The sequence below is a fragment of the Nocardioides sp. HDW12B genome (genome assembly GCF_011299595.1).
Taxonomy (GTDB): Bacteria; Actinomycetota; Actinomycetes; order Propionibacteriales; family Nocardioidaceae; genus Marmoricola_A.
Window position 1 is genome coordinate 2,090,989 of the sequence record NZ_CP049867.1, and the last position, 19,921, is coordinate 2,110,909.

The 19,921-nt window shown below is 73.6% G+C and carries 16 protein-coding genes; 2 read left to right on the forward strand and 14 right to left on the reverse strand.

Annotated elements, in window-relative coordinates:
* Positions 1-124: 124 nt before the first annotated feature.
* The 13 genes from G7072_RS20030 to carA form a co-directional block, all read right to left on the reverse strand.
* Positions 125-2,557 carry a primosomal protein N' gene (locus G7072_RS20030; protein WP_166085880.1) on the reverse strand — a complete coding sequence of 811 codons (2,433 nt, stop codon included), beginning with the start codon at positions 2,555-2,557 and terminating at the stop codon, positions 125-127.
* 174 nt (positions 2,558-2,731) lie between these two features.
* Entirely contained in the window at positions 2,732-3,928 is a 1,197-nt protein-coding gene (gene metK, locus G7072_RS09805; RefSeq protein WP_166085882.1) for a methionine adenosyltransferase, read from the reverse strand.
* Positions 3,929-4,017: 89 nt separating this feature from the next.
* Positions 4,018-5,295 carry a bifunctional phosphopantothenoylcysteine decarboxylase/phosphopantothenate--cysteine ligase CoaBC gene (gene coaBC / locus G7072_RS09810; protein WP_240917238.1) on the reverse strand — a complete coding sequence of 426 codons (1,278 nt, stop codon included), beginning with the start codon at positions 5,293-5,295 and terminating at the stop codon, positions 4,018-4,020.
* A 10-nt stretch (positions 5,296-5,305) separates the two neighbouring features.
* Entirely contained in the window at positions 5,306-5,635 is a 330-nt protein-coding gene (rpoZ, locus tag G7072_RS09815; protein WP_166085884.1) for a DNA-directed RNA polymerase subunit omega, read from the reverse strand.
* Positions 5,636-5,724: 89 nt separating this feature from the next.
* Positions 5,725-6,285 (reverse strand): guanylate kinase, encoded by a 561-nt coding sequence (gene gmk / locus G7072_RS09820; RefSeq protein WP_166085886.1) that lies wholly within the window; start codon positions 6,283-6,285, stop codon positions 5,725-5,727.
* Positions 6,282-6,620, reverse strand: coding sequence for an integration host factor, actinobacterial type (mihF, locus tag G7072_RS09825; protein ID WP_166085888.1), 339 nt, complete (start codon positions 6,618-6,620; stop codon positions 6,282-6,284). The genes gmk and mihF overlap by 4 nt, the downstream gene beginning before the upstream one ends.
* A gap of 303 nt (positions 6,621-6,923) precedes the next feature.
* Positions 6,924-7,430, reverse strand: coding sequence for a hypothetical protein (locus tag G7072_RS09830; RefSeq protein ID WP_166085891.1), 507 nt, complete (start codon positions 7,428-7,430; stop codon positions 6,924-6,926).
* Between the two features lie 115 nt (positions 7,431-7,545).
* Entirely contained in the window at positions 7,546-8,427 is an 882-nt protein-coding gene (pyrF, locus tag G7072_RS09835; RefSeq protein WP_166085893.1) for an orotidine-5'-phosphate decarboxylase, read from the reverse strand.
* Complete coding sequence (locus tag G7072_RS09840) at positions 8,427-9,542, reverse strand: quinone-dependent dihydroorotate dehydrogenase (RefSeq protein ID WP_166085896.1); 1,116 nt, start codon at positions 9,540-9,542, stop codon at positions 8,427-8,429. The genes pyrF and G7072_RS09840 overlap by 1 nt, the downstream gene beginning before the upstream one ends.
* A 170-nt stretch (positions 9,543-9,712) precedes the next feature.
* On the reverse strand, positions 9,713-11,143 hold the full coding sequence (locus G7072_RS09845; protein ID WP_166085898.1) for an HNH endonuclease signature motif containing protein: 1,431 nt from the start codon (positions 11,141-11,143) through the stop codon (positions 9,713-9,715).
* A gap of 364 nt (positions 11,144-11,507) precedes the next feature.
* Positions 11,508-12,125: a rhomboid family intramembrane serine protease gene (locus G7072_RS09850; protein WP_166085900.1), complete on the reverse strand. Its 618-nt coding sequence runs from the start codon at positions 12,123-12,125 to the stop codon at positions 11,508-11,510.
* Positions 12,126-12,244: 119 nt separating this feature from the next.
* Positions 12,245-15,559, reverse strand: coding sequence for a carbamoyl-phosphate synthase large subunit (gene carB, locus G7072_RS09855; protein ID WP_166085902.1), 3,315 nt, complete (start codon positions 15,557-15,559; stop codon positions 12,245-12,247).
* Positions 15,559-16,845, reverse strand: coding sequence for a glutamine-hydrolyzing carbamoyl-phosphate synthase small subunit (carA, locus tag G7072_RS09860; RefSeq protein ID WP_240916851.1), 1,287 nt, complete (start codon positions 16,843-16,845; stop codon positions 15,559-15,561). Before carA ends, carB begins: the two co-directional genes overlap by 1 nt.
* Before the next feature lie 104 nt (positions 16,846-16,949).
* Between carA and G7072_RS09865 the strand changes: the two genes are divergently transcribed.
* Positions 16,950-17,900: an aminotransferase class IV gene (locus G7072_RS09865; RefSeq protein ID WP_166085904.1), complete on the forward strand. Its 951-nt coding sequence runs from the start codon at positions 16,950-16,952 to the stop codon at positions 17,898-17,900.
* Positions 17,897-18,652 carry a sulfotransferase gene (locus G7072_RS09870; RefSeq protein ID WP_240916852.1) on the forward strand — a complete coding sequence of 252 codons (756 nt, stop codon included), beginning with the start codon at positions 17,897-17,899 and terminating at the stop codon, positions 18,650-18,652. Before G7072_RS09865 ends, G7072_RS09870 begins: the two co-directional genes overlap by 4 nt.
* A gap of 90 nt (positions 18,653-18,742) precedes the next feature.
* On the opposite strand, the gene G7072_RS09875 is transcribed toward G7072_RS09870, so the two are convergent.
* Entirely contained in the window at positions 18,743-19,849 is a 1,107-nt protein-coding gene (locus G7072_RS09875) for a M36 family metallopeptidase (RefSeq protein WP_240916853.1), read from the reverse strand.
* Between the last annotated feature and the right edge of the window lie 72 nt (positions 19,850-19,921).

Below are 19,921 nucleotides of genomic sequence, written 5' to 3' on the forward strand. Positions count from 1 at the left end.
GGCCCGCGACCGCGCGCGACGGCCCGCGACCGCGCGCGACGGCCCGCGACGGCCCGCGAACGGCTCGCGACGGCTCGCGACGGCTCGCGACGGCTCGCGAGGGATTGCGAGGGGTTGCGAGGGCTCAGCCCAGGGCCCACGGATCGACCTGGACCCGGACCGTCGGGAGCTTGCGGGCCGCGCGCACGCCCTGGACCTCCAGCAGGCTGCGCGACAGGGCCGCCCCGGACGCGCGCGGCACCCGGACGACGACGCGTGCCTCGGGGTCGCGGCCCGCCGGCGGAACCGCCCCGCCGGGGTCGACGGCCACGGGCCCGAGCACCTCGGCGCCGTCGGGCAGCTCCAGCACGGTCAGCACGTCCTCCACCGCCTGCGGGTCCCCGGTCAGCACGGCCAGCCGGGAGGCCGGCGGCAGGTGGGCGGCGGAGCGGTCCTCCGCCTCGCGGACGGCCAAGCTCGCCGGGTCCCAGCGCACCAGCGCCTGCAGCGCGGGCTCGGACGGCTCCCCCACCGCCACCACCCGGCCCCCGCGCTCGGCGGGTCGGGCCAGCGCGGCGGCGTTGAACCAGCGGCGGGCCGCCTCCTCGCCGGCGCGCAGGTCGACGCGTGCCAGCAGCAGCCAGGTGTCGAGCAGCACGACGGCGGCGTACCCGTCCTCGGCCTCCGGCTCGGCGCCCGGGGTGGCGATCACCAGGGCCGGCTCCGGTCCGACACGGTCCAGGACGTGGTCGCCGCTGGAGCGCCGCACCGGGACCCGCGGGAAGGCCCGGCCGAGCTCCTCGGCGGTCCGTCGGTCGCCCACCACGGGGACCCGCACGGCCTGGTCGCCGCACACCCGGCAGGCGTGGCCGGGGTCGGCCTGGCCGCACCAGCGGCACGTCGGGGCCTCCCCGGCCCGCGGGAGCACCAGCGGGCCCTGGCAGCGCCGGCAGCGCGCCGGCGTGCGGCAGGTGCGGCAGGTGAGGGCGGCGGCGTACCCGAGCCGGGGCGTCTGCACCAGCACCGGCCCGACCTGGAGCCCGTCACGGATGGCGGCGTGGGCCGTGCTGGGGATGCGGGCGGCGCGGGCGTGGGGGTCGCGCTCGATCTCGACGTCGCGGTCGCCCGTGACGCTGACGCGTGGCGCCCGGCGTCGTACCTCGGCCCGGTCGGCGACGACCTCCCGGGCCCAGCCTGACGTGACGAGCGCGCCGGCCTCGACGCTGCGGGCCCGGGCCGCGAGGAGGACCGCGGCACCGGTGTCGTGGGCGCGCAGCAGCAGGACCTCCCGGGTGTGGGGGTACGGCGCGCGCGGCTCGGCGTAGAGGTCGTCGCCGTCGTCCCACTGGCCCACCAGGCCGAGGTCGTGGACCGGGGCGAACGCGGCCGCACGGGTGCCGGCGACCACCCTGACGTCACCGCGGGCGACCGCCAGGAAGGCCCGGTAACGGGGTGCCGGGCCCAGGTCGGCGCTCAGCGTGACGTGCCGGTCCGGACCGAGGACAGCAGTAAGGGCCGCGTCGAGCCGGGCCAGGTCGCGGGTGTCGGGCACGCAGAGCACCGAGCCCTTGCCCGCCGACAGCGTGGCCGCGGCGGCGTGGGCCAGCCCCGTTGCCCAGTCGTCCCCGGGCGCCACGGTCCACACCGCGCGGGCCATCTCGGCCGGTGCCTCCGGACGGCGTCCCGCTGTGGACGGGACAGCCGGACCGGCCCACGCCGCGGCGAGCGACTCCCCGCCGGGGTAGCGCCGCCACCAGGCAGCGGGCCCGTCGGGCTGGACCTCCGTGGTGCCGCCGCCCTGGGACGCGCCCGCTGAAGCGCCCGTGGAAGAGCCGGCCGTGGGAGCGTCCGGGGAAGCGCCCGTGGAGGCGCCGGCCGTGGGAGCGCCCGTGGAGGCGCCGGCCGTGGGAGCGCCCGGGGAAGCGCCAGTGGAGGCGCCGGCCGTGGGAGCGCCCGTGGAGGCGCCGGCCGTGGGAGCGCTCGGGGAAGCGCCGTCGGTCTCAGCGTCGCCGGTCGAGGAGCCGCCGGAGCGGGGGCCGCCTGCGGGGGTGTCTTCGGCGCGAGCGCCGTCCGGCACCGAGCCGGCGCGAGGCCGACGGGCTTCCTTCTCCACCGTGGCGTGACGGGGCGGGACGGCCAGACGCAGCACGTCGGAGCGGGTGCCGGCGTACCGCGCCGCCACGAGACCGGTCAGCCGGGCGACCTCGGGGGTGAGGACCGGCTCGGCGCTGACGGCCCGTCGCAGCGGGGCGAGCCGCCCGGGGTGGTCGCTCTCGGCGACCCGCTCGAGGACGAAGCCGTCGACGTCCTGGCCGGCGAAGCGGACCTTGACCCGCGAGCCCGACACCACCCGGTCGGACATCGTCTCCGGCACCAGGTAGTCGAACGGCCGGTCCAGGTGGGCCAACGGCACGTCGACGAGCACGCGCGCGACCGGCAGGTGCGTGGCGGGCTCGACCGGCGCCCGGGCCTCGCGGCGGCGTACCTCCGCGGTGGCGGACGCTGCCTTCCGGCGCGCACCGGCGAGGGCCGGGAGCAGGGCTCCCTGGCCGTCGTCAGCGTCGTCGGGTGGCGTCATGGCCGCGATTCAACCAGCCCCGCCCGACGCATCCGACCCGGCCGACGTCCCCCCGTGACCGACCACGGGTTGTGGACGCCTCGCCAGGGTCAGGACCCGTGGGAGGCGTCCATAACCCCGCGTTACATGCCGCCGGACCGGAGGTGGCGCGCCTGAGGTGAGTGAGCCGGGGCGTCAGAGGCCGGCCGCGGCCTTGAGGGCGTCGGCGCGGTCGGTGCGCTCCCAGGTGAAGTCCGGCAGCTCGCGGCCGAAGTGGCCGTAGGCGGCGGTCTGGGCGTAGATCGGCCGCAGCAGGTCGAGGTCGCGGATGATCGCGGCGGGACGCAGGTCGAAGACCTCGAGCACGGCCTTCTGGATCGAGGCGGTCGGGACGGCCTCGGTGCCGAAGGTGTTCACGAACAGACCGACGGGCTGCGCCTTGCCGATCGCGTAGGCGACCTGGACCTCGCAGCGGCGCGCGAGACCGGCGGCCACGACGTTCTTGGCCACCCAGCGCATCGCGTACGCCGCCGAGCGGTCGACCTTCGAGGGGTCCTTGCCGGAGAACGCGCCGCCGCCGTGGCGCGCCATGCCGCCGTAGGTGTCGATGATGATCTTGCGCCCGGTCAGGCCGGCGTCGCCCATCGGGCCGCCGATCTCGAAGACGCCGGTCGGGTTGACCAGCAGCCGGTAGTCGTCGGACGGCACGTCGTAGGCCGCCAGCACGGGGTCGACCACGTACTTCTTGATGTCCGGGGTCAGCATGTTGTCGAGGTCGATGCCCCGGGCGTGCTGGGTGGACACCACGACGGTGTCGACCCGCAACGGACGGTCCTCGTCGTCGTACTCGATGGTGACCTGGGTCTTGCCGTCGGGACGCAGGTAGGGCATGTCGCCGCTGCGGCGGGCCTCCGAGAGCCGCTCCGCCAGGCCGTGGGCGATCGTGATGGGCAGCGGCATCAGCTGCGGGGTGTCGTCGCAGGCGTAGCCGAACATGATCCCCTGGTCGCCCGCGCCCTGCTTGTCGAGCTCGTCGACGGAGCCGCCGGTGCGCTCCTCGTGGCCGCTGTCGACGCCCTGGGCGATGTCGGCGGACTGCTGGCCGATGGCGATCTGGACGCCGCAGGACGCGCCGTCGAAGCCCTTGTCGCTGCTGTCGTAGCCGATGGCGAGGATCCGGTCGCGGGCGAGCTGGGCGATCGGCACGTAGGCCTCGGTGGTCACCTCACCGGCGACGACGACGAGGCCGGTGGTCACCAGCGTCTCGACCGCCACGCGGCTGCGCGGGTCCTCGGCGAGCATCGCGTCGAGGACGCTGTCGCTGATCTGGTCCGCGATCTTGTCCGGGTGCCCCTCGGTCACTGACTCCGAGGTGAAAAGTCGTCCCGCCACGTGTGCTGCCTCTTCTCCGTACGACGTCTGCTGTGTCAGTTGTGCCTGGTGAACTCTGCGCCAGACTAGTCACACCGGACCAGCGGCCCTCAGGGCGTCTGGTTGGTGGACGAGGACGCGGCCCAGCGCGACGCGACCTGGTCCCACACCACGTGGGCCAGCGCCGACTTGGAGCCGAGCGGCACCGTCGCCGAGCCGCCGTCGCGGTCGAGCACGACGGCCTCGTTGTCCTCGCTGCCGAAGACCTTGCCGCCGCTGACGTCGTTGACCACGAGCAGGTCGCAGCCCTTGCGGGCGAGCTTGGCGCGGGCGTGCTCGAGGACCGAGCCGCGCTCGTCGCCGGTCTCGGCGGCGAAGCCGACCACGACCAGCCCCGGGTGCGGCCGTTCGGCGGCCAGCTCGGCGAGGATGTCGGGGTTCTGCACCAGGTGCACCTCGGCTCCCCCGCCGTCGTCGTCCTTCTTGATCTTGGTCGCGCTCGTGCTCGCGGGCCGGAAGTCCGCCGGCGCGGCGGCCATCACGACGGCGTCGGCGTCGGCGGAGGCCGCCAGGACGGCCTCGCGGAGCTCGGCGGTGGTCTCGACGCGTACGACGCTGACGCCGGCCGGGTCCGCCAGCTCGACGTTGGCCGCGACCAGCGTGACGCGGGCGCCCCGGGCGGCGGCGGTGCGGGCCAGGGCCACGCCCTGGCGCCCGGAGGAGCGGTTGCCGAGGAAGCGCACCGGGTCGAGGTACTCGCGGGTGCCGCCGGCCGAGACCACCACGTGGCGTCCGGCCAGGTCGTCGCCCTCGGCTCCCCCGGCGGCGCCGCCGCGGCCCAGCACGTCGAGCGCCGCGGCCACGATCTCCGCCGGCTCGGGCAGACGGCCCTTGCCGGTGTCGGCACCGGTCAGGCGACCCTCGGCGGGCTCGAGGACGACGATGCCGCGCGAGCGCAGCGTGGCCACGTTGGCCCGGGTGGCGGCGTTCTCCCACATCTCGGTGTGCATGGCCGGAGCCATGACCACCGGGCAGCGGGCCGTGAGCAGGGTGTTGGTCAGCAGGTCGTCGGCCAGCCCGTGGGCGGCTTTGGCCAGCACGTCGGCGGTCGCCGGGGCGACGACGACGAGGTCGGCCTCCTGGCCGATCCGCACGTGCGGCACCCGGTGGACGTCGGTCCACACGTCGTCACCGACCGGCTTGCCCGACAGCGCCGCCCAGGTGGGCGCGCCCACGAACCGCAGCGCTGCCGCGGTCGGGACGACGGTGACGTCGTGGCCGGACTCGGTGAAGCGGCGGAGCACCTCGCAGGCCTTGTAGGCCGCGATGCCGCCGCTGACCCCGAGGACCACGCGGGGGCCCGACGCGGGAGCCCCGGGCTCGGTCACGGGTGCGACCTCAGAGCTCGAGGTCGTCCGCGGTGCCGGTGGCCGGGACGGTGCCCGCGGCGGTGACCTCGGGCTCGGCCTCGGGGTCGTACTCCTCGCAGGTCAGGAGGTCGTCGTTGATCTCGCGCAGCGCGATCGACAGCGGCTTCTCCTGCACGTGGGTGTCGACCAGCGGGCCGACGTACTCCAGCAGGCCCTCGCCCAGCTGGGCGTAGTAGGCGTTGATCTGGCGCGCTCGCTTGGCTCCGTAGAGCACCAGGCGGTACTTCGAGTCGGTCTTGGTCAGGAGCTCGTCGATGGAGGGGTTGGTGATGCCTTCAGCGACAGGGGTGCCAGACACGTGGGTGAGCCTCACAGATTCGGGTGCAGATGGATGACGAGCGGCGTCCGGGCCGACCTGGAGTGGTCAGCGCACCGGCGACGACGGCGTCAGGCGGATGGATCCACCATCAAGCCTACCAACTCCTCGGCTGCCTCGGCGACGTCGGTGTTGACGACCGTCACGTCGAACTCCTCCTCGGCGGCCAGCTCGGCCACCGCAGTCTCGAGGCGGCGGGTCCGCTCCTCCTCCGACTCCGTGCCCCGGCCGACGAGCCGGTTGACCAGCTCCTGCCACGACGGGGGCTTGAGGAAGACGAAGCGCGCCTGCGGCATCGAGGCGCGCACCTGCCGGGCGCCCTGCAGGTCGATCTCCAGCAGCGCCGGCCGTCCCTGCGCCAGCACCTCCTCGACCGGGCCGCGCGGCGTGCCGTAGCGGTGGCGGCCGTGCACGACCGCCCACTCGAGCAGGTCGCCGCGCTGCGCCATCGCCTCGAAGGTCTCGGGGGCGACGAAGTGGTAGTGCACCCCGTCGACCTCGCCGGGACGTGCGGGACGGGTCGTGGCCGACACCGAGATCCAGACCTCCGGGTGGTGGGCGCGCACGTACGCCGCCACCGTGCCCTTGCCGACCGCCGTGGGGCCGGCGAGCACCGTGAGCCGACCGCTCACCCCTGGCTCGTGCCCTGCTCCCGGCGCGCGAACTCCTCCCGGAGCGCCGCCAGCTGGTTGCTGCCCAGACCTCGGACGCGCCGGCTCTCGGAGATCGCCAGCCGCTCCATCATCTGCTTGGCCCGGACCTTGCCCAGACCGGGCATCGACTGGAGCAGGTCGATCACGCGCATCTTCCCGATGACCTCGTTGGAGCGACCCTGCTCGAGCACCTCGAAGATCGACGCGCCCGAGTGCTTCAGCCGGTTCTTCACCTCGGCCCGCTCACGTCGCGACGCGGCCGCCTTGTCGAGGTTCGCCTGACGCTGTTCGGGGCTGAGCCGGGGCAGAGCCACAGGGGGCACCTCGTTGTCGGTCGAGGGCGGGCAGGGACAGGGGCAATCTAGCCACGGCCTCGCGCGCCCCGCAAACGCGACGCGACGCAGCGGGGATCGGGCGGGGATCGGGAGGGGATCGGGAGGGGATCGGCCGGCGATCGGGCCGAGGATCGAGCTGGGGATCCGGCCGGGATGAGGCCGGGATCGAGCCGAGGATGGGGCCGCGGATGGGGCCGGCGGTCGTGACGAAGATCGAGACGCGGATCGAGACGCGGATCGAGACGCGGATCGAGCCGGGGATCGAGCCGGGGCGGTCCCGGCTCAGGGCTCCTCGGTCGGCGCGTCCTCGACGGCGCCGTCCTCCCCACCCTCGTCCCCGCCCTGGTCCTCGCCCCCGTCCTCGCAGACCTGGGCGGAGTAGCCCTCGATCCCGCTGGCCGCCTCGACCACCCGAGGAGCCCCGAGCTTGCTGGCGACCCGGGACAGCGTCTTGCGGTCGGCCGGGTCCAGCCCCTCGGGCACCTCCCCCACCTGGAACTCGACCGGGTCGAGGCCGCTGCTCTCGACCGCCTCGGCCAGGTCGCGGTAGGCGAACACCAGGGTGTCCCACTCGTCGCGCAGCTCGGTCGGGGCCTGGTCGCGCAGGTCCTCGAACGCCGCCAGCGTCGGCGACAGCACGTCGACGCCCTCGCCGTCCTTGGCGGCCTCGCTCTGGCGGGCGGCGAGGTCGGAGAGCTCCTGACGCCGGTCGAGGAAGCTGGCGCAGTAGTCCTCCTGCTCGCCGTCGCCGCCGCAGGCCGCCGTCGCGGCCAGCAGCAGCACCGCCACCACGACCGCCGGGCCGCGTCGCCGCAGTGAGCGAAGCGGCCGGGCCGGGCGGAACGGGTGGGCGGGGCGGGCCGGACGAGCCGGGCAGGCCGGACGAGCTGGACCCGTCGACCGGTCAGCCACGGAGCGCTGCCCGGAACGTATCGTTGAGGCTCGCAGCCGCCTCGCGCAGCGCCTGCGGGTCCGGTCCGGCGCCGAGCAGCTCGCGGCTGACCGACGGCACCACCCGTTGCCGCGCCTGCCCCGCGAGCTCGCGCACGGCCGCCACGGTGCCGCCCTGGGCTCCGACGCCCGGCATGAGGACGGGTCCCCCGAAGTCGAGCGCGGCCGTCAGCTCCTCGCTCGGCGCGACGGTGGCCCCGACCACGGCCCCGAACGACCCCAGGGGCGCGTTCGCGGCGCCGCCCGAGGCGCCGGAGGGCGTCGCACCGTTCAGCTCGGCCAGCGCTGCCAGCACGGTCGTCGCGACCGTGCGCCCGGCGTCCGGCCCCACGGTGGTGCGGGCCAGCTGCACCTGCGGCGCCTCGGGGTTGGAGGTCAGGGCGAGCACGAAGAGCCCTGCGCCGTGGGCCCGGGCCAGGTCGACCATCGGGGTGAGCGAACCGACACCGAGGAAGGGGCTGGCGGTGATGGCGTCGACCGCCAGCGGGGCGGCCGGGTCGAGGTACGCCTCGGCGTACGCCTGCGCGGTGGAGCCGATGTCGCCCCGCTTGACGTCGAGCAGCACCAGGGTGCCGGCGGCGCGGAAGGCGGCGACGGTCTCCTCGAGCACGGCGATCCCGGCGGAGCCGTGGCGCTCGTAGAACGCCGACTGCGGCTTGACCAGGGCAACCCGGCCGGCCCACGCCTCCACGCACGCCTGCGAGAAGCGGCGGACGCCGTCGGCGTCGTCGTCGAGGCCCCACGCCGACAGCAGCGAGGCGTGCGGGTCGAGCCCGGCGCACACCGGTCCGTGCTGGTCGAGGGCGGCCTCGAGCCGTGTGCCGAAGGGGTCCATCAGGCGTCTCCGCTCGTCGATCCGGCCGCGCCGGATGGGGTTCCGGCCCCTCGTAGGTCCTGGTCGAGGGCGCGCTGGACCCGGGCGGGCCAGGTCGGTCCGCCGTAGACGAAGCCAGTGTAGGTCTGCACCAGGGTCGCGCCGGCCCGCACGCGGCGTACGGCGTCCTCGGGCGTGCTGATGCCTCCGACGCCGATCAGGGTGAGCTCGGGCCCGACCCGGTCGCGCAGCAGCCGGGTGACGTGGTCGGCGCGCTCGGTCAGTGGCGCCCCGCTCACCCCGCCCGCACCGAGCCGGGCCACCTCGTCCGCGGGGGTGACGAGTGTGTCGCGCGCGATGGTCGTGTTGGTGGCGACGATGCCGTCGAGCCCCTCGGCCAGCGCGAGGTCGGCGACCGCCAGCACGTCGTCGTCGGCGAGGTCGGGCGCGATCTTGACCAGCAGCGGCACCCGCCGGCTCGTCACGTCGTCGGCCGCAGCCCGTGTCGCGGCCAGCAGCGGCTGCAGCTTGTCCACCGCCTGGAGGTCACGCAGGCCGGGCGTGTTCGGCGAGGACACGTTGACCACCAGGTAGTCGGCGTACGGCGCCAGCAGACGCGCGCTGCGCTCGTGGTCGGCGGCGGCCTGGTCCTCGCTGACGACCTTGGTCTTGCCGATGTTCACCCCGAGCACGAGGTCGCCGGTGCGGTGGCGACCCGGTCGGGTCGCGTGGCTGCCGGCCCGGAGCTTCAGCCGGGCCGCGACGGCCTCTGCTCCCTCGTTGTTGAAGCCCATCCGGTTGAGGATCGCGCCGTCCGCGGGGAGGCGGAACAGCCGCGGCCGGTCGTTGCCGGGCTGGGCACGGCCGGTGACGGTGCCGATCTCCACGAAGGAGAAGCCCAGCCCCCCGAGCGCGTCGACGCCGGCGGCGTTCTTGTCGAAGCCGGCGGCCAGGCCGAGCCGGCCGTGGAAGGTGAGGCCCATCGCGCTCACGGGCGTCAGGTCGCGCCGCAGCCGGCGTCCCTGCGGCTCCAGCGCGGGACGGGCGGCGCGGATGGCGGCGAAGCCGGCGTGGTGCGCCTTCTCGGCGTCGACCCGGACGGCAGCGTGGCGGAAGGCCCAGTCGTACGCCGTCACGGCCGGTGCTCCCTGGTGGCCAGGCGTGCGGCGTGGGTCATGGAGTCCTCGGTCTGCCCTTCGTGAGCGGTGTCGGTGGGGGTGTCCCGGGGGCCGAACCTACCAGCGGGCACGCTCCGCACGGCCCGCTCGTCCGGGGACCGAGCGCGTCGAAGGGATCGGTGCCCGCCTCACGCGGCGGGCCGACGTTCTCGCTCCCCCGGCGGGTCGCACCCGCGCTCGCGCACCCACGTGGTGCTGCCGGGGACCAGGAACTCGGGCCGGGCGTCGGAGGTGCTGATCCGGACCCGCCAGGGCGTGCTGTGGACGATGCGGTGGTGGGTGCCGCACAGCAGCACCAGGTTGGCCAGGCTCGTCGGGCCGCCGTCCGCCCAGTGCACGACGTGGTGGGCGTGGCACATGACCGGCGGACGGCGACAGCCCGGGAAGGCGCAGTGCTGGTCGCGCACGACCAGGGCCAGCCAGATCGCCGCCGTGACCAGTCGCTGGCTGCGCCCCACGTCGAGCACGCTCCCGTCGCCGCCCAGCACGGCCGGGACCAGGTCGGCGTCGCACGCAAGACGACGGGCCGTCGCCGGGTCGAGGTCCACCCCGGCGGTGGTGGTCGCCCGTCCGACGGCGTCACGGAGGTCGTCGTGGTCCATCGTCACCACGACCTGCGGGACGCCTCCGTGGCCCTGCGGGAGCGCGCCGCTCGACTGGGCCGTGCGGGCGAGCTGCACGAGGGCGTCGAACATGCGGGCGCCGTGGTCGCGCAGGTCGCGTCCGGAGTGGCCGAGCGTCCGGCACTGCAGGTCGGCGCAGACGCCGTCACCGCCGCACGAGCCCGGCTCGGCCGGCTGCGGCGCGGCGAGCGACAGCAGCACGGTCGAGACCAGCAGGAGGTCCTCCTTCGAGCCGTTGAAGCGGCCCGCTCCTCCGCCCAGCCCGTCGAAGCCGATGCGCAGGGACCGGTTGAGGTGCGCCGAGCGCTCGGTCCGCTCGAGCTCGCGCTCGCGGCGGGCGGTGTCTCCGGTCGGGTCGAGGGTCTCGACGAGGCGGTGGCCGACGGTCTCGAGGTCGTCGGCGCACAGCCGCGTGGCCTCGTCGAGCATCAGGGCGACGGCGCGGTCGCGCAGCGAGACGTCCTGCGGCAGCCGCTCGATCGCCTCCGCGACGATGCGCGCCTGGGTGCGCGACAGCCAGCCGTCGGCGAGCGCCTCGGCCACGCTGGGCAGGCCCTGGACCCGCCGGGCGAGCCGTGCCGTGGCGGGACCGCTGCGCCGGCGACCGCCGGCGGCGTGCGTCAGGAAGTCCCTCGCCGACGCCCAGCCGTCGTCCTTCAGTGCCTGCTGCCCCGCCGGGCTGACCTCCAGCTCGGCTGCGACCGCGAGCTCCAGCCCGTCGAGCTTCGCGCGGAGGTGGGCCACTGCCTCGACCGTGGCGACCAGCTCAGCACCGGACCGTGCGGCCCACATCGTCGCCGCCGCTTCGTCGACCGCAGTCGCGGCCCTCCCCAGCGCGGCCAGCGGCCCACCTCGCGGCGCGCCCCCGTCCGGGCGGGACTCACGCCATCCCGGCACATCGGGGTGCTGCGCACCGGGAGGCGTCGAAGTCGTCATGTATCCAGGGTCCCCGGGCCCACCGACAGGATCGGCCCCACATCTCACGATCCGAGACCTTATTCGAAAGTTTCTTCGCTTTTCATAAGTCAGGTGCGCGCGGCTCCCTGCATCCGCTCCGCGCTGAACGAACGCGTAAGCGTCATGCCCAGTGGCCTGCACGGTGGTGCGCGCCGTCGTCCTGTTCCTGCCCTCGGCGGTGAGCGTGGACGACCTGCCGCCGACCACACTCGGGGCTCCCCTGGAGGTATCCGATCGAGCTCGAGGAGGTAGCGGCGTCAGGGCTTGGGGCGCTCGCCCGCCAGAGTGCTGCTCACAGGCAGACCCTCGGATGCCAGGTGATCTCCAACGCGCGGTCGACGCGTCACGGCCAGCCGGGGGACTCCCCTGTCGCCCGGTCGATGCGGCCCAGCCGCCACGCGGCCAGGCCGCCGCCGATCGCACCGAAGAGGTGTCCCTGCCACGAGATGCCGGGCTGTCCGGGCAGGACGCCCCAGAGCACCCCGCCGTACAGCACCAGCAGCAGGACCCCGAGACCGATCTGCCCGGCCTGGCGCGAGAAGATCCCGCGCAGCAACAGGTAGCTCAACCAGCCGAAGACCAGGATCGACGCCCCGACGTGGAGCGTCCCGGTGCCTCCGGTGAGCCAGACGCCCGCACCGCCGACCAGCCACACCGCCGCCGTCACGACCAGCCAGCGGCGCACGCCGGAGAGCAGCAGCAGGAAGCCGAAGATCAGCAGCGGCACGGTGTTGGCCATCAGGTGGTCCCAGGGCCCGTGCAGCGCCGGGGCGAACAGCACCCCGTCCAGGCCCTCGGCCTGACGTGGCTCGATGCCGCCGTTGTCCTGCAACCAGCTCCCGGACAGCTGGTCGATCAGCTCCACGACGTAGAGCGCGCCGACGAAGACCAGGATCACCTGGAACGCCGCGCCCGCCGTCGGGCGTCGCCGCGTCGGGGTGGGTGCCTGCTGCCAGCTCATGACTCGACGGTAGCCGGGCCGCGCCAGCCGCCCCCGGTACGTCGTACGCGGCGGCGACGCGCCGACCCGCGCCGACGCACGGCGACGCACGGCGAGGCACGGCGACCAGGGCCGCTCGGTCAGCGGGTGGCGCGCGCCCAGTCCTGCAACGAGCGCACGCCGATGTCGCCGCGCCGCAGCGCCTCGATCCCCTGCACCGCCGCAGCGAGGCCCTGCACCGTGGTGATGCACGGGACGCCCGCCAGGATCGCCGCCGTGCGGATCTCGTAGCCGTCGACGCGCGCCGAGGACCCGGCCGTCGCCCCGTGCGGGGTGTTGACGATCAGGTGGATCTCGCCGTCGGTGATGAGGTCGACGGTGGTCGGCTCGCCGTTCGGACCGCGACCCTCGAAGTGCTTGCGCACGACGCGGGCGTCGATGCCGTTGCGGCGCAGCACCTCCGCCGTGCCCTGGGTGGCGAGGATCTCGAAGCCGTGGTCGGCCAGCACCTTGATCGGGAAGATCATGGTCCGCTTGTCGCGGTTGGCCATCGAGACGAAGATCCGGCCCTCGGTGGGCAGCGAGCCGTACGCCGCGGCCTGCGACTTCGCGAAGGCGGCACCGAAGTCGGAGTCGAAGCCCATGACCTCGCCGGTCGACTTCATCTCCGGGCCGAGCACGGTGTCGACGTTGGTGCCGTCGGCGGTCTTGAACCGGTTGAACGGCATCACCGCCTCCTTCACCGCGATCGGGAAGTCACCGGGCAGCTGGCCGCCGTCACGCTCGGGCAGCACCCCGGCCTCGCGCAGCGACGCGATGGACTCGCCGAGCATCACGCGCGCGGCCGCCTTGGCCAGCGAGACCGAGGTCGCCTTCGACACGAAGGGCACGGTGCGGCTGGCGCGCGGGTTGGCCTCGAGCACGTAGAGGACGTCGGAGCCCAGCGCGTACTGGATGTTGAGCAGCCCGCGCACCCCGATCCCCTCGGCGATGGCGCGCGTCGCCTCCCGGATGCGGAGGATCTCGGCCGCGCCCAGGGTGATCGGCGGCAGCGCGCACGCCGAGTCTCCGGAGTGGATGCCGGCCTCCTCGATGTGCTCCATGACCCCACCGAGGAACAGGTCCTCGCCGTCGAACAGCGCGTCGACGTCGATCTCGACCGCGTCGTCGATGAAGCGGTCGACCAGCACCGGCCGGTCCGGGCTGATCTCGGTGGCGGCCTCGATGTAGGAGCGGAGAGCGTCGTCGCCGTACACGATCTGCATGCCGCGACCGCCCAGGACGTAGGAGGGCCGCACCAGCACCGGGTAGCCGATCTCGGCGGCGATCCCGCGCGCCTCGACGTACGACGTCGCCATGCCGTGCTTGGGCGCGACCAGCCCGGCGGCGGCCAGCAGGTGACCGAAGGCCCCGCGCTCCTCGGCCAGGTTGATGGCCTCCGGCGAGGTGCCCACGATCGGGACGCCTGCGTCGGAGAGGCCCTGCGCGAGGCCGAGCGGGGTCTGGCCTCCGAGCTGGCAGATGACGCCCGCGATCGGGCCGGCGGCCTTCTCGGCGTGGTAGATCTCGAGCACGTCCTCCAGCGTGAGCGGCTCGAAGTAGAGCCGGTCGCTGGTGTCGTAGTCGGTCGAGACGGTCTCGGGGTTGCAGTTGACCATCACCGTCTCGTAGCCGGCGCCGCCCGGGGCGTGCGGTGAGGACGACAGCGCCAGCGCGGCGTGCACGCAGGAGTAGTCGAACTCGATGCCCTGCCCGATGCGGTTGGGCCCGCTGCCGAGGATGAGGACCGCGGGCCGCTCGCGCGGCACGACCTCGGTCTCCTCGTCGTACGACGAGTAGTGGTACGGCGTGCGCGCGGCGAACTCGGCGGCGCAGGTGTCGACCGTCTTGTAGACCGGCCGGATGCCGAGGGCGTGGCGGACGCCGCGGACGACGTCCTCGGAGAGGTTGCGGATGCGACCGATCTGCGGGTCGGAGAAGCCGTGGCGCTTGGCGCGACGCAGCAGCGGCGCGGTCATCTCGGGGGCGTCGACAAGCTCCTGGGCGACCTCGTTGAGCAGCATCAGCTGGTCGACGAACCACGGGTCGATGCCCGTGACGTCGTGGACCTCCTCGGGCGTCGCGCCCGCCCGGATGGCGTCCATGACCTTGCGGAGGCGACCGTCGTGCGGCACGCGGATCTCGTCCAGCAGCGAATTCTTGTCAAGATCCACGAAACGGTGCGACCAGTCGAACGGCGCGGACTTGCTCTCGAGGCTGCGCAGCGCCTTCTGCAGCGCCTCGGTGAAGTTGCGACCGATCGCCATCGCCTCGCCGACCGACTTCATGTGCGTGGTCAGCGTCGGGTCGGCGCCGGGGAACTTCTCGAAGGCGAAGCGCGGTACCTTCACCACGACGTAGTCCAGGGTCGGCTCGAAGGACGCCGGCGTCTCCTGGGTGACGTCGTTGGGGATCTCGTCGAGCGTGTAGCCGATGGCGACCTTGGCGGCGATCTTGGCGATCGGGAAGCCGGTGGCCTTGGACGCCAGCGCCGAGGAGCGCGACACGCGCGGGTTCATCTCGATGACGACGACGCGGCCGTCGGCCGGGTTGACGGCGAACTGGATGTTGCAGCCGCCGGTGTCGACGCCGACCGAGCGGATGATGCCGATCGAGAGGTCGCGCAGGTGCTGGTACTCGCGGTCGGTGAGCGTCATGGCGGGGGCGACCGTGATCGAGTCGCCGGTGTGCACGCCCATGGGGTCGAGGTTCTCGATCGAGCAGACGATGACGACGTTGTCAGCGGTGTCGCGCATCACCTCCAGCTCGTACTCCTTCCAGCCGATGATCGACTCCTCGAGGAGCACCTCGGTGGTCGGGCTCGCGGCCAGACCGGCGCCGGCGATGCGACGCAGGTCCTTCTCGTCGTACGCCATGCCGGAGCCGGTGCCGCCCATGGTGAAGCTGGGACGCACCACCATCGGCCAGCCGAGGTCCGCCGAGGCCGCGAAACACTCCTCGAGGGTGTGGCAGACCGCGCTGCGGGCCACCTCTCCGCCGAGCTCCTCGACGATCTTCTTGAAGGACTCGCGGTTCTCTCCGCGGTTGATCGCCTCGATGCTGGCGCCGATCAGCTCGACGCCGTACTTCTCCAGCACGCCGGCGGCGTCGAGCGCCATGGCGGTGTTGAGGGCGGTCTGGCCGCCGAGGGTCGCCAGCAGCGCGTCGGGGCGCTCGTGGGCGATGACCTTCTCGACGAACTCGGGCGTGATCGGCTCGACGTACGTCGCGTCGGCGAACTCGGGGTCGGTCATGATCGTGGCCGGGTTGGAGTTCACCAGCACGACGCGGATGCCCTCCTCGCGCAGCACGCGGCAGGCCTGGGTGCCGGAGTAGTCGAACTCGCACGCCTGGCCGATGACGATCGGGCCGGAGCCGATCACCATCACCGAGCGGATGTCGTCGCGCTTGGGCATCAGTTGCTGCCTTCCTGGGTCTCGACGACGCTCGCTTGCGCTCGCTGCTCGACCTCCGTCGGAGTCTCGACGACGCTCGCTTGCGCTCGCTGCTCGACCTCCGTCGGAGTCTCGACGACGCTCGCTTGCGCTCGCTGCTCGACCTCCGTCATGAGGTCCACGAACCGGTCGAAGAGGTACGCCGCGTCGTGCGGGCCGGCTGCCGCCTCGGGGTGGTACTGCACGGAGAAGGCCGTCAGCGTGCCGTCGGCGTCACGCAGCTCGAGCCCCTCCACGACGTCGTCGTTGAGGCACACGTGGCTCACGCTCGCCTCGCCGTACGGCGTGGTGGTGGGCCGGTCCAGCGGCACGCCGTCGGGCCACGCGACCGCGAACCCGTGGTTGTGGGCGGTGACCTCGACCTTGCCGGTGGTGCGGTCCATCACTGGCTGGTTGATGCCGCGGTGGCCGTACTTCAGCTTGAAGGTGCCCAGGCCCAGGGCCCGGCCGAAGAGCTGGTTGCCGAAGCAGATGCCGAAGTAGGGCACACCCGCCTCGAGCACCGCCCGGATGGTGGCCACGGTGTGGTCGGCGGTGGCGGGGTCACCGGGGCCGTTGCTGGCGAACACCCCGTCGGGGGCGAACGCGAGCACCTCCTCGACGGTGGCGGTGCTGGGCAGCACGTGCACCTCGATGCCGCGCTCGGCCATCATCCGCGGGGTGTTGGTCTTGATGCCGAGGTCGAGGGCCGCGACCCGCAGGGGACGCCCCGAGGTGCCGGCGGAGGTCGGCGCGACCACGTAGGCCTCGGGCGCCGTGACCTCCTCGGCCAGGGAGGCGCCGGTCATCTCGGCGGACGCCTGCACGCGCTCGAGCAGCCGGGCGGGGTCGGTCTCGGTGGTGGAGATGCCGACCCGCATCGCCCCGCGCTCACGCAGGTGGCGGGTCAGCGCACGGGTGTCGACCCCGCTGATGCCGACCACGCCCTGCTCGCGCAGGTCCTCGTCGAGGGTGCGCACCGAGCGCCAGTTGCTCGGCACCCGGGCCGGGTCGCGCACGACGTACCCGCTGACCCAGATGCGGCGCGACTCGGGGTCGTCGTCGTTCATGCCGGTGTTGCCGACGTGCGGAGCCGTCATCACGACCACCTGGCGGTGGTACGACGGGTCGGTGAGCGTCTCCTGGTAGCCGGTCATGCCGGTGTTGAAGACCGCCTCGCCGAAGGTCTCCCCCTCGGCGCCGTAGACCTCCCCGTGGAAGGTCCGGCCGTCCTCGAGGACGAGCATCGCGGGCGCGCGCAGATTCACGCGTCGTACCTCCTTCTCCGCCTCACAGGACGGATCGTTAAAGGATGTTCGAGCACCCCGGACCCTACCAGCGACCGCGGTCGCACGGTCCTAGGGTGAGCGTCATGGCCAAGGGCACGCACGACCACGCGGGTGACCCCCGCAACGACGACATCCTCATCTGGGTCAACGGCGAGCTGAAGCCGCGGGCGGAGGCGGTCGTGTCCGTCTTCGACTCGGGGTTCGTGCTCGGTGACGGGGTGTGGGAGGGCCTCCGGGTCCACGACGGGCACCCGGCGTTCCTCGAGAAGCACCTCGACCGGCTGTTCCAGGGCGCGCAGGCGATCCTCATGGACCTCGGGATGACGCGCGAGGAGATCACGCGGGCGATCTACGACACGATCGCGGCCAACGACATGCGCGACGGGGTGCACATCCGGCTGATGAGTACCCGGGGCGTGAAGTCCACGCCCTACCAGGACCCGCGGGTGACCGTCGGGCCCGCCACCGTGGTGGTCATCGCCGAGCACAAGGAGCCGATGCCGGCCACCGTGACCGACGGCATCACGCTGTTCACCACCCACGTCCGCCGTGCGACGCCGGACACCCTCGACCCCAAGCTCAACGCGCACAGCAAGCTCAACGACATCCAGGCCTGCATCCAGGCCTACACCGCCGGTGCCGACGAGGCGCTGATGCTCGACCCGCACGGCTTCGTCGCCACCTGCAACTCCACGCACTTCTTCGTGGTGCTCGGGACGCCGGACGAGCCGGAGGTGTGGACCTCCGACGGCCGCTTCTGCCTCGGCGGCATCACCCGCGGCAACGTGCTCGACGTGTGCCGGGCCGCGGGCATCACCGCGCGGGAGACGACGTTCAGCCTCACCGACGTCTACTCCGCGCAGGAGGCGTTCGTGACCGGCACCTTCGCCGGGCTGGTGCCGGTGCGCACCATCGACGGCCGCACCATCGGCTCGGGCACCCGCGGCCCGGTGGTCGAGCGCCTCCAGGGCCTGTACGCCGACCACGTCCGGGCCGACGTGGCGGGACGGGTGGCGCCCGGGGCGGCGTCGTGAGCACGCCGGGGCCCGGGCCCGACGGGGTGGTCCGGGTCGCGATGTGGTCGGGCCCGCGCAACATCTCCACGGCGATGATGCGGGCCTGGGAGAACCGGCGCGACACCGTGGTGGTCGACGAGCCGCTCTACGCGGCGTACCTGCACCGCACGGGCATCGACCACCCGGCCCGCGAGGAGGTCGTCGCCTCGCAGCCCACCGACCTCGCTGACGCGGTCGAGGCGCTGCGGGCGCCGCTGCCCGACGGCGTGGGTGTCCACTACGCCAAGCACATGGCCCACCACCTGCTGCCCGACGACGACCTCGCGTGGGTCCACGACTTCGCCACGGTGCTGCTCGTGCGCGACCCGCGCGAGGTGGTCGCGTCGTACGTGAAGTCGCGCGAGGCGTGCGAGCCCGACGACATCGGCCTGCTCCAGCAGGGCCGGCTGCTCGACGAGCTGACCGCCGACGGATCGGCGCCGCCGCCGGTGATCGACGCGGCCGACTTCCTGCGTGACCCGGAGAGCCACCTGCGCTGGGTCTGCGACTGGCTCGGCATCGACTTCTCCGAGCGCATGCTGGCGTGGCCGGCCGGGCCGCGCGACTCCGACGGCGTGTGGGCCCCGCACTGGTACGACGCGGTGTGGGCCTCGACCGGCTTCGCGCCGTACCGCCCCCGCGAGGTGGACCTCGACGCCCACGACGCCGCGGTCGCCGAGGCCTGCCGCCCGGTCTACGAGCGGCTGCACGCCCTCCGCGTCCGACTCTGACGCCGTCGGTCCCCGGACGTGCGTCGGGCCGCGGACATCGTCGGGCCCGGCCGCTGCGGCGACCGGGCCCGACCGCGGTGTGCGTGACCGTCAGAAGGTGATGCCTCGCGCGGCGAAGCGGTCCTTGACGAGCGCCGCCGCCCGCTTGCCGTCACGCGCCAGCGCGGCGCGGTAGGTGTCGGCGGCCGCCGCCGAGAACGACGTGTCCGCGGCGTAGTCGAACTGCGAGAGGACGAGCGTGGTGTCCCAGGCGCGGCTGGTCAGGCCGAGGGCGGCGTAGCCCTTGCGGATCTCCCACAGCGCCTGGCTCCAGATCTGGCCGTCGTAGTGGACCTGGTTGCGGCGCTCGGCCAGCGTCAGGTTGCGGTCGAAGCGCCGGATGCAGTGGGGCGCCGCGGTGTAGGACGACGCGTCCCAGTCCATCGGGCACGCCTCCTCGGCCCGCACCGGCCAGCCGTACTGCTTCGCCGCGGCCAGCCCCACGGTCACCGCGAGGTAGTCGCCGAAGGACTCGCCGATGGCACCGGCGTCGAGGCTCTGGCCGTAGCCGGGCACCTGGTCGGCGTGCACGGCGTGGCCGTACTCGTGGACGATGACCTCCGCGTCCTCGGCGTCATCGACCCCGCCCTTGCCGAGCCGGATCCGGTAGGGCTTGTCGGTCTGGTAGCTGTTGTCGCCGCCGTACTGGTTGATCTTCACGGTGAACTGCTCGTCGAGGACGCCCGGCAGGGTGGAGCCGAAGCCCAGCGACTGCAGGTACTCCTGGGTCTGGTTCACCCAGAAGTAGCCCATGACCTGCTCGAACTGGTCCTGGTGGCGGTCGTAGGCGTAGCGACCCGTCGCCGAGTAGGCGGGGGTTCCCGTGGCGGACTCGACGGTGACCCACCGGCCGCGCAGGTAGCCCGAGCCGTCGAGGTTGCGCAGCGGCGCCATCGCGTACGCCGAGGCGGGGACGGCCGACGCGGCGTCGTCGGAGTCGGTGAGGGTCTGGTCGCCGCTCGACTGCACCGGGTTGACCATGAAGACCCGACCGGTGCCCGTCCTCGTGCCGGGGGCCGGCTTCGCCTCGGCCGGACCGACCGCGGCGAGGCCGGCGGCGAGCAGGCCGGCGACGGACGCGGCAGCCAGACCGGCGGCCACGGGACGACGCGAGGCCCGGGTGGACGGGCGAGCAGGACGGGACAGCGTGGTGGTCACGCAGGACCTCTTTCGGTCGAGAACGGGATGAGGCGGACGAACGTGCGCCGCCCGGCACGCTAACCCGCGATC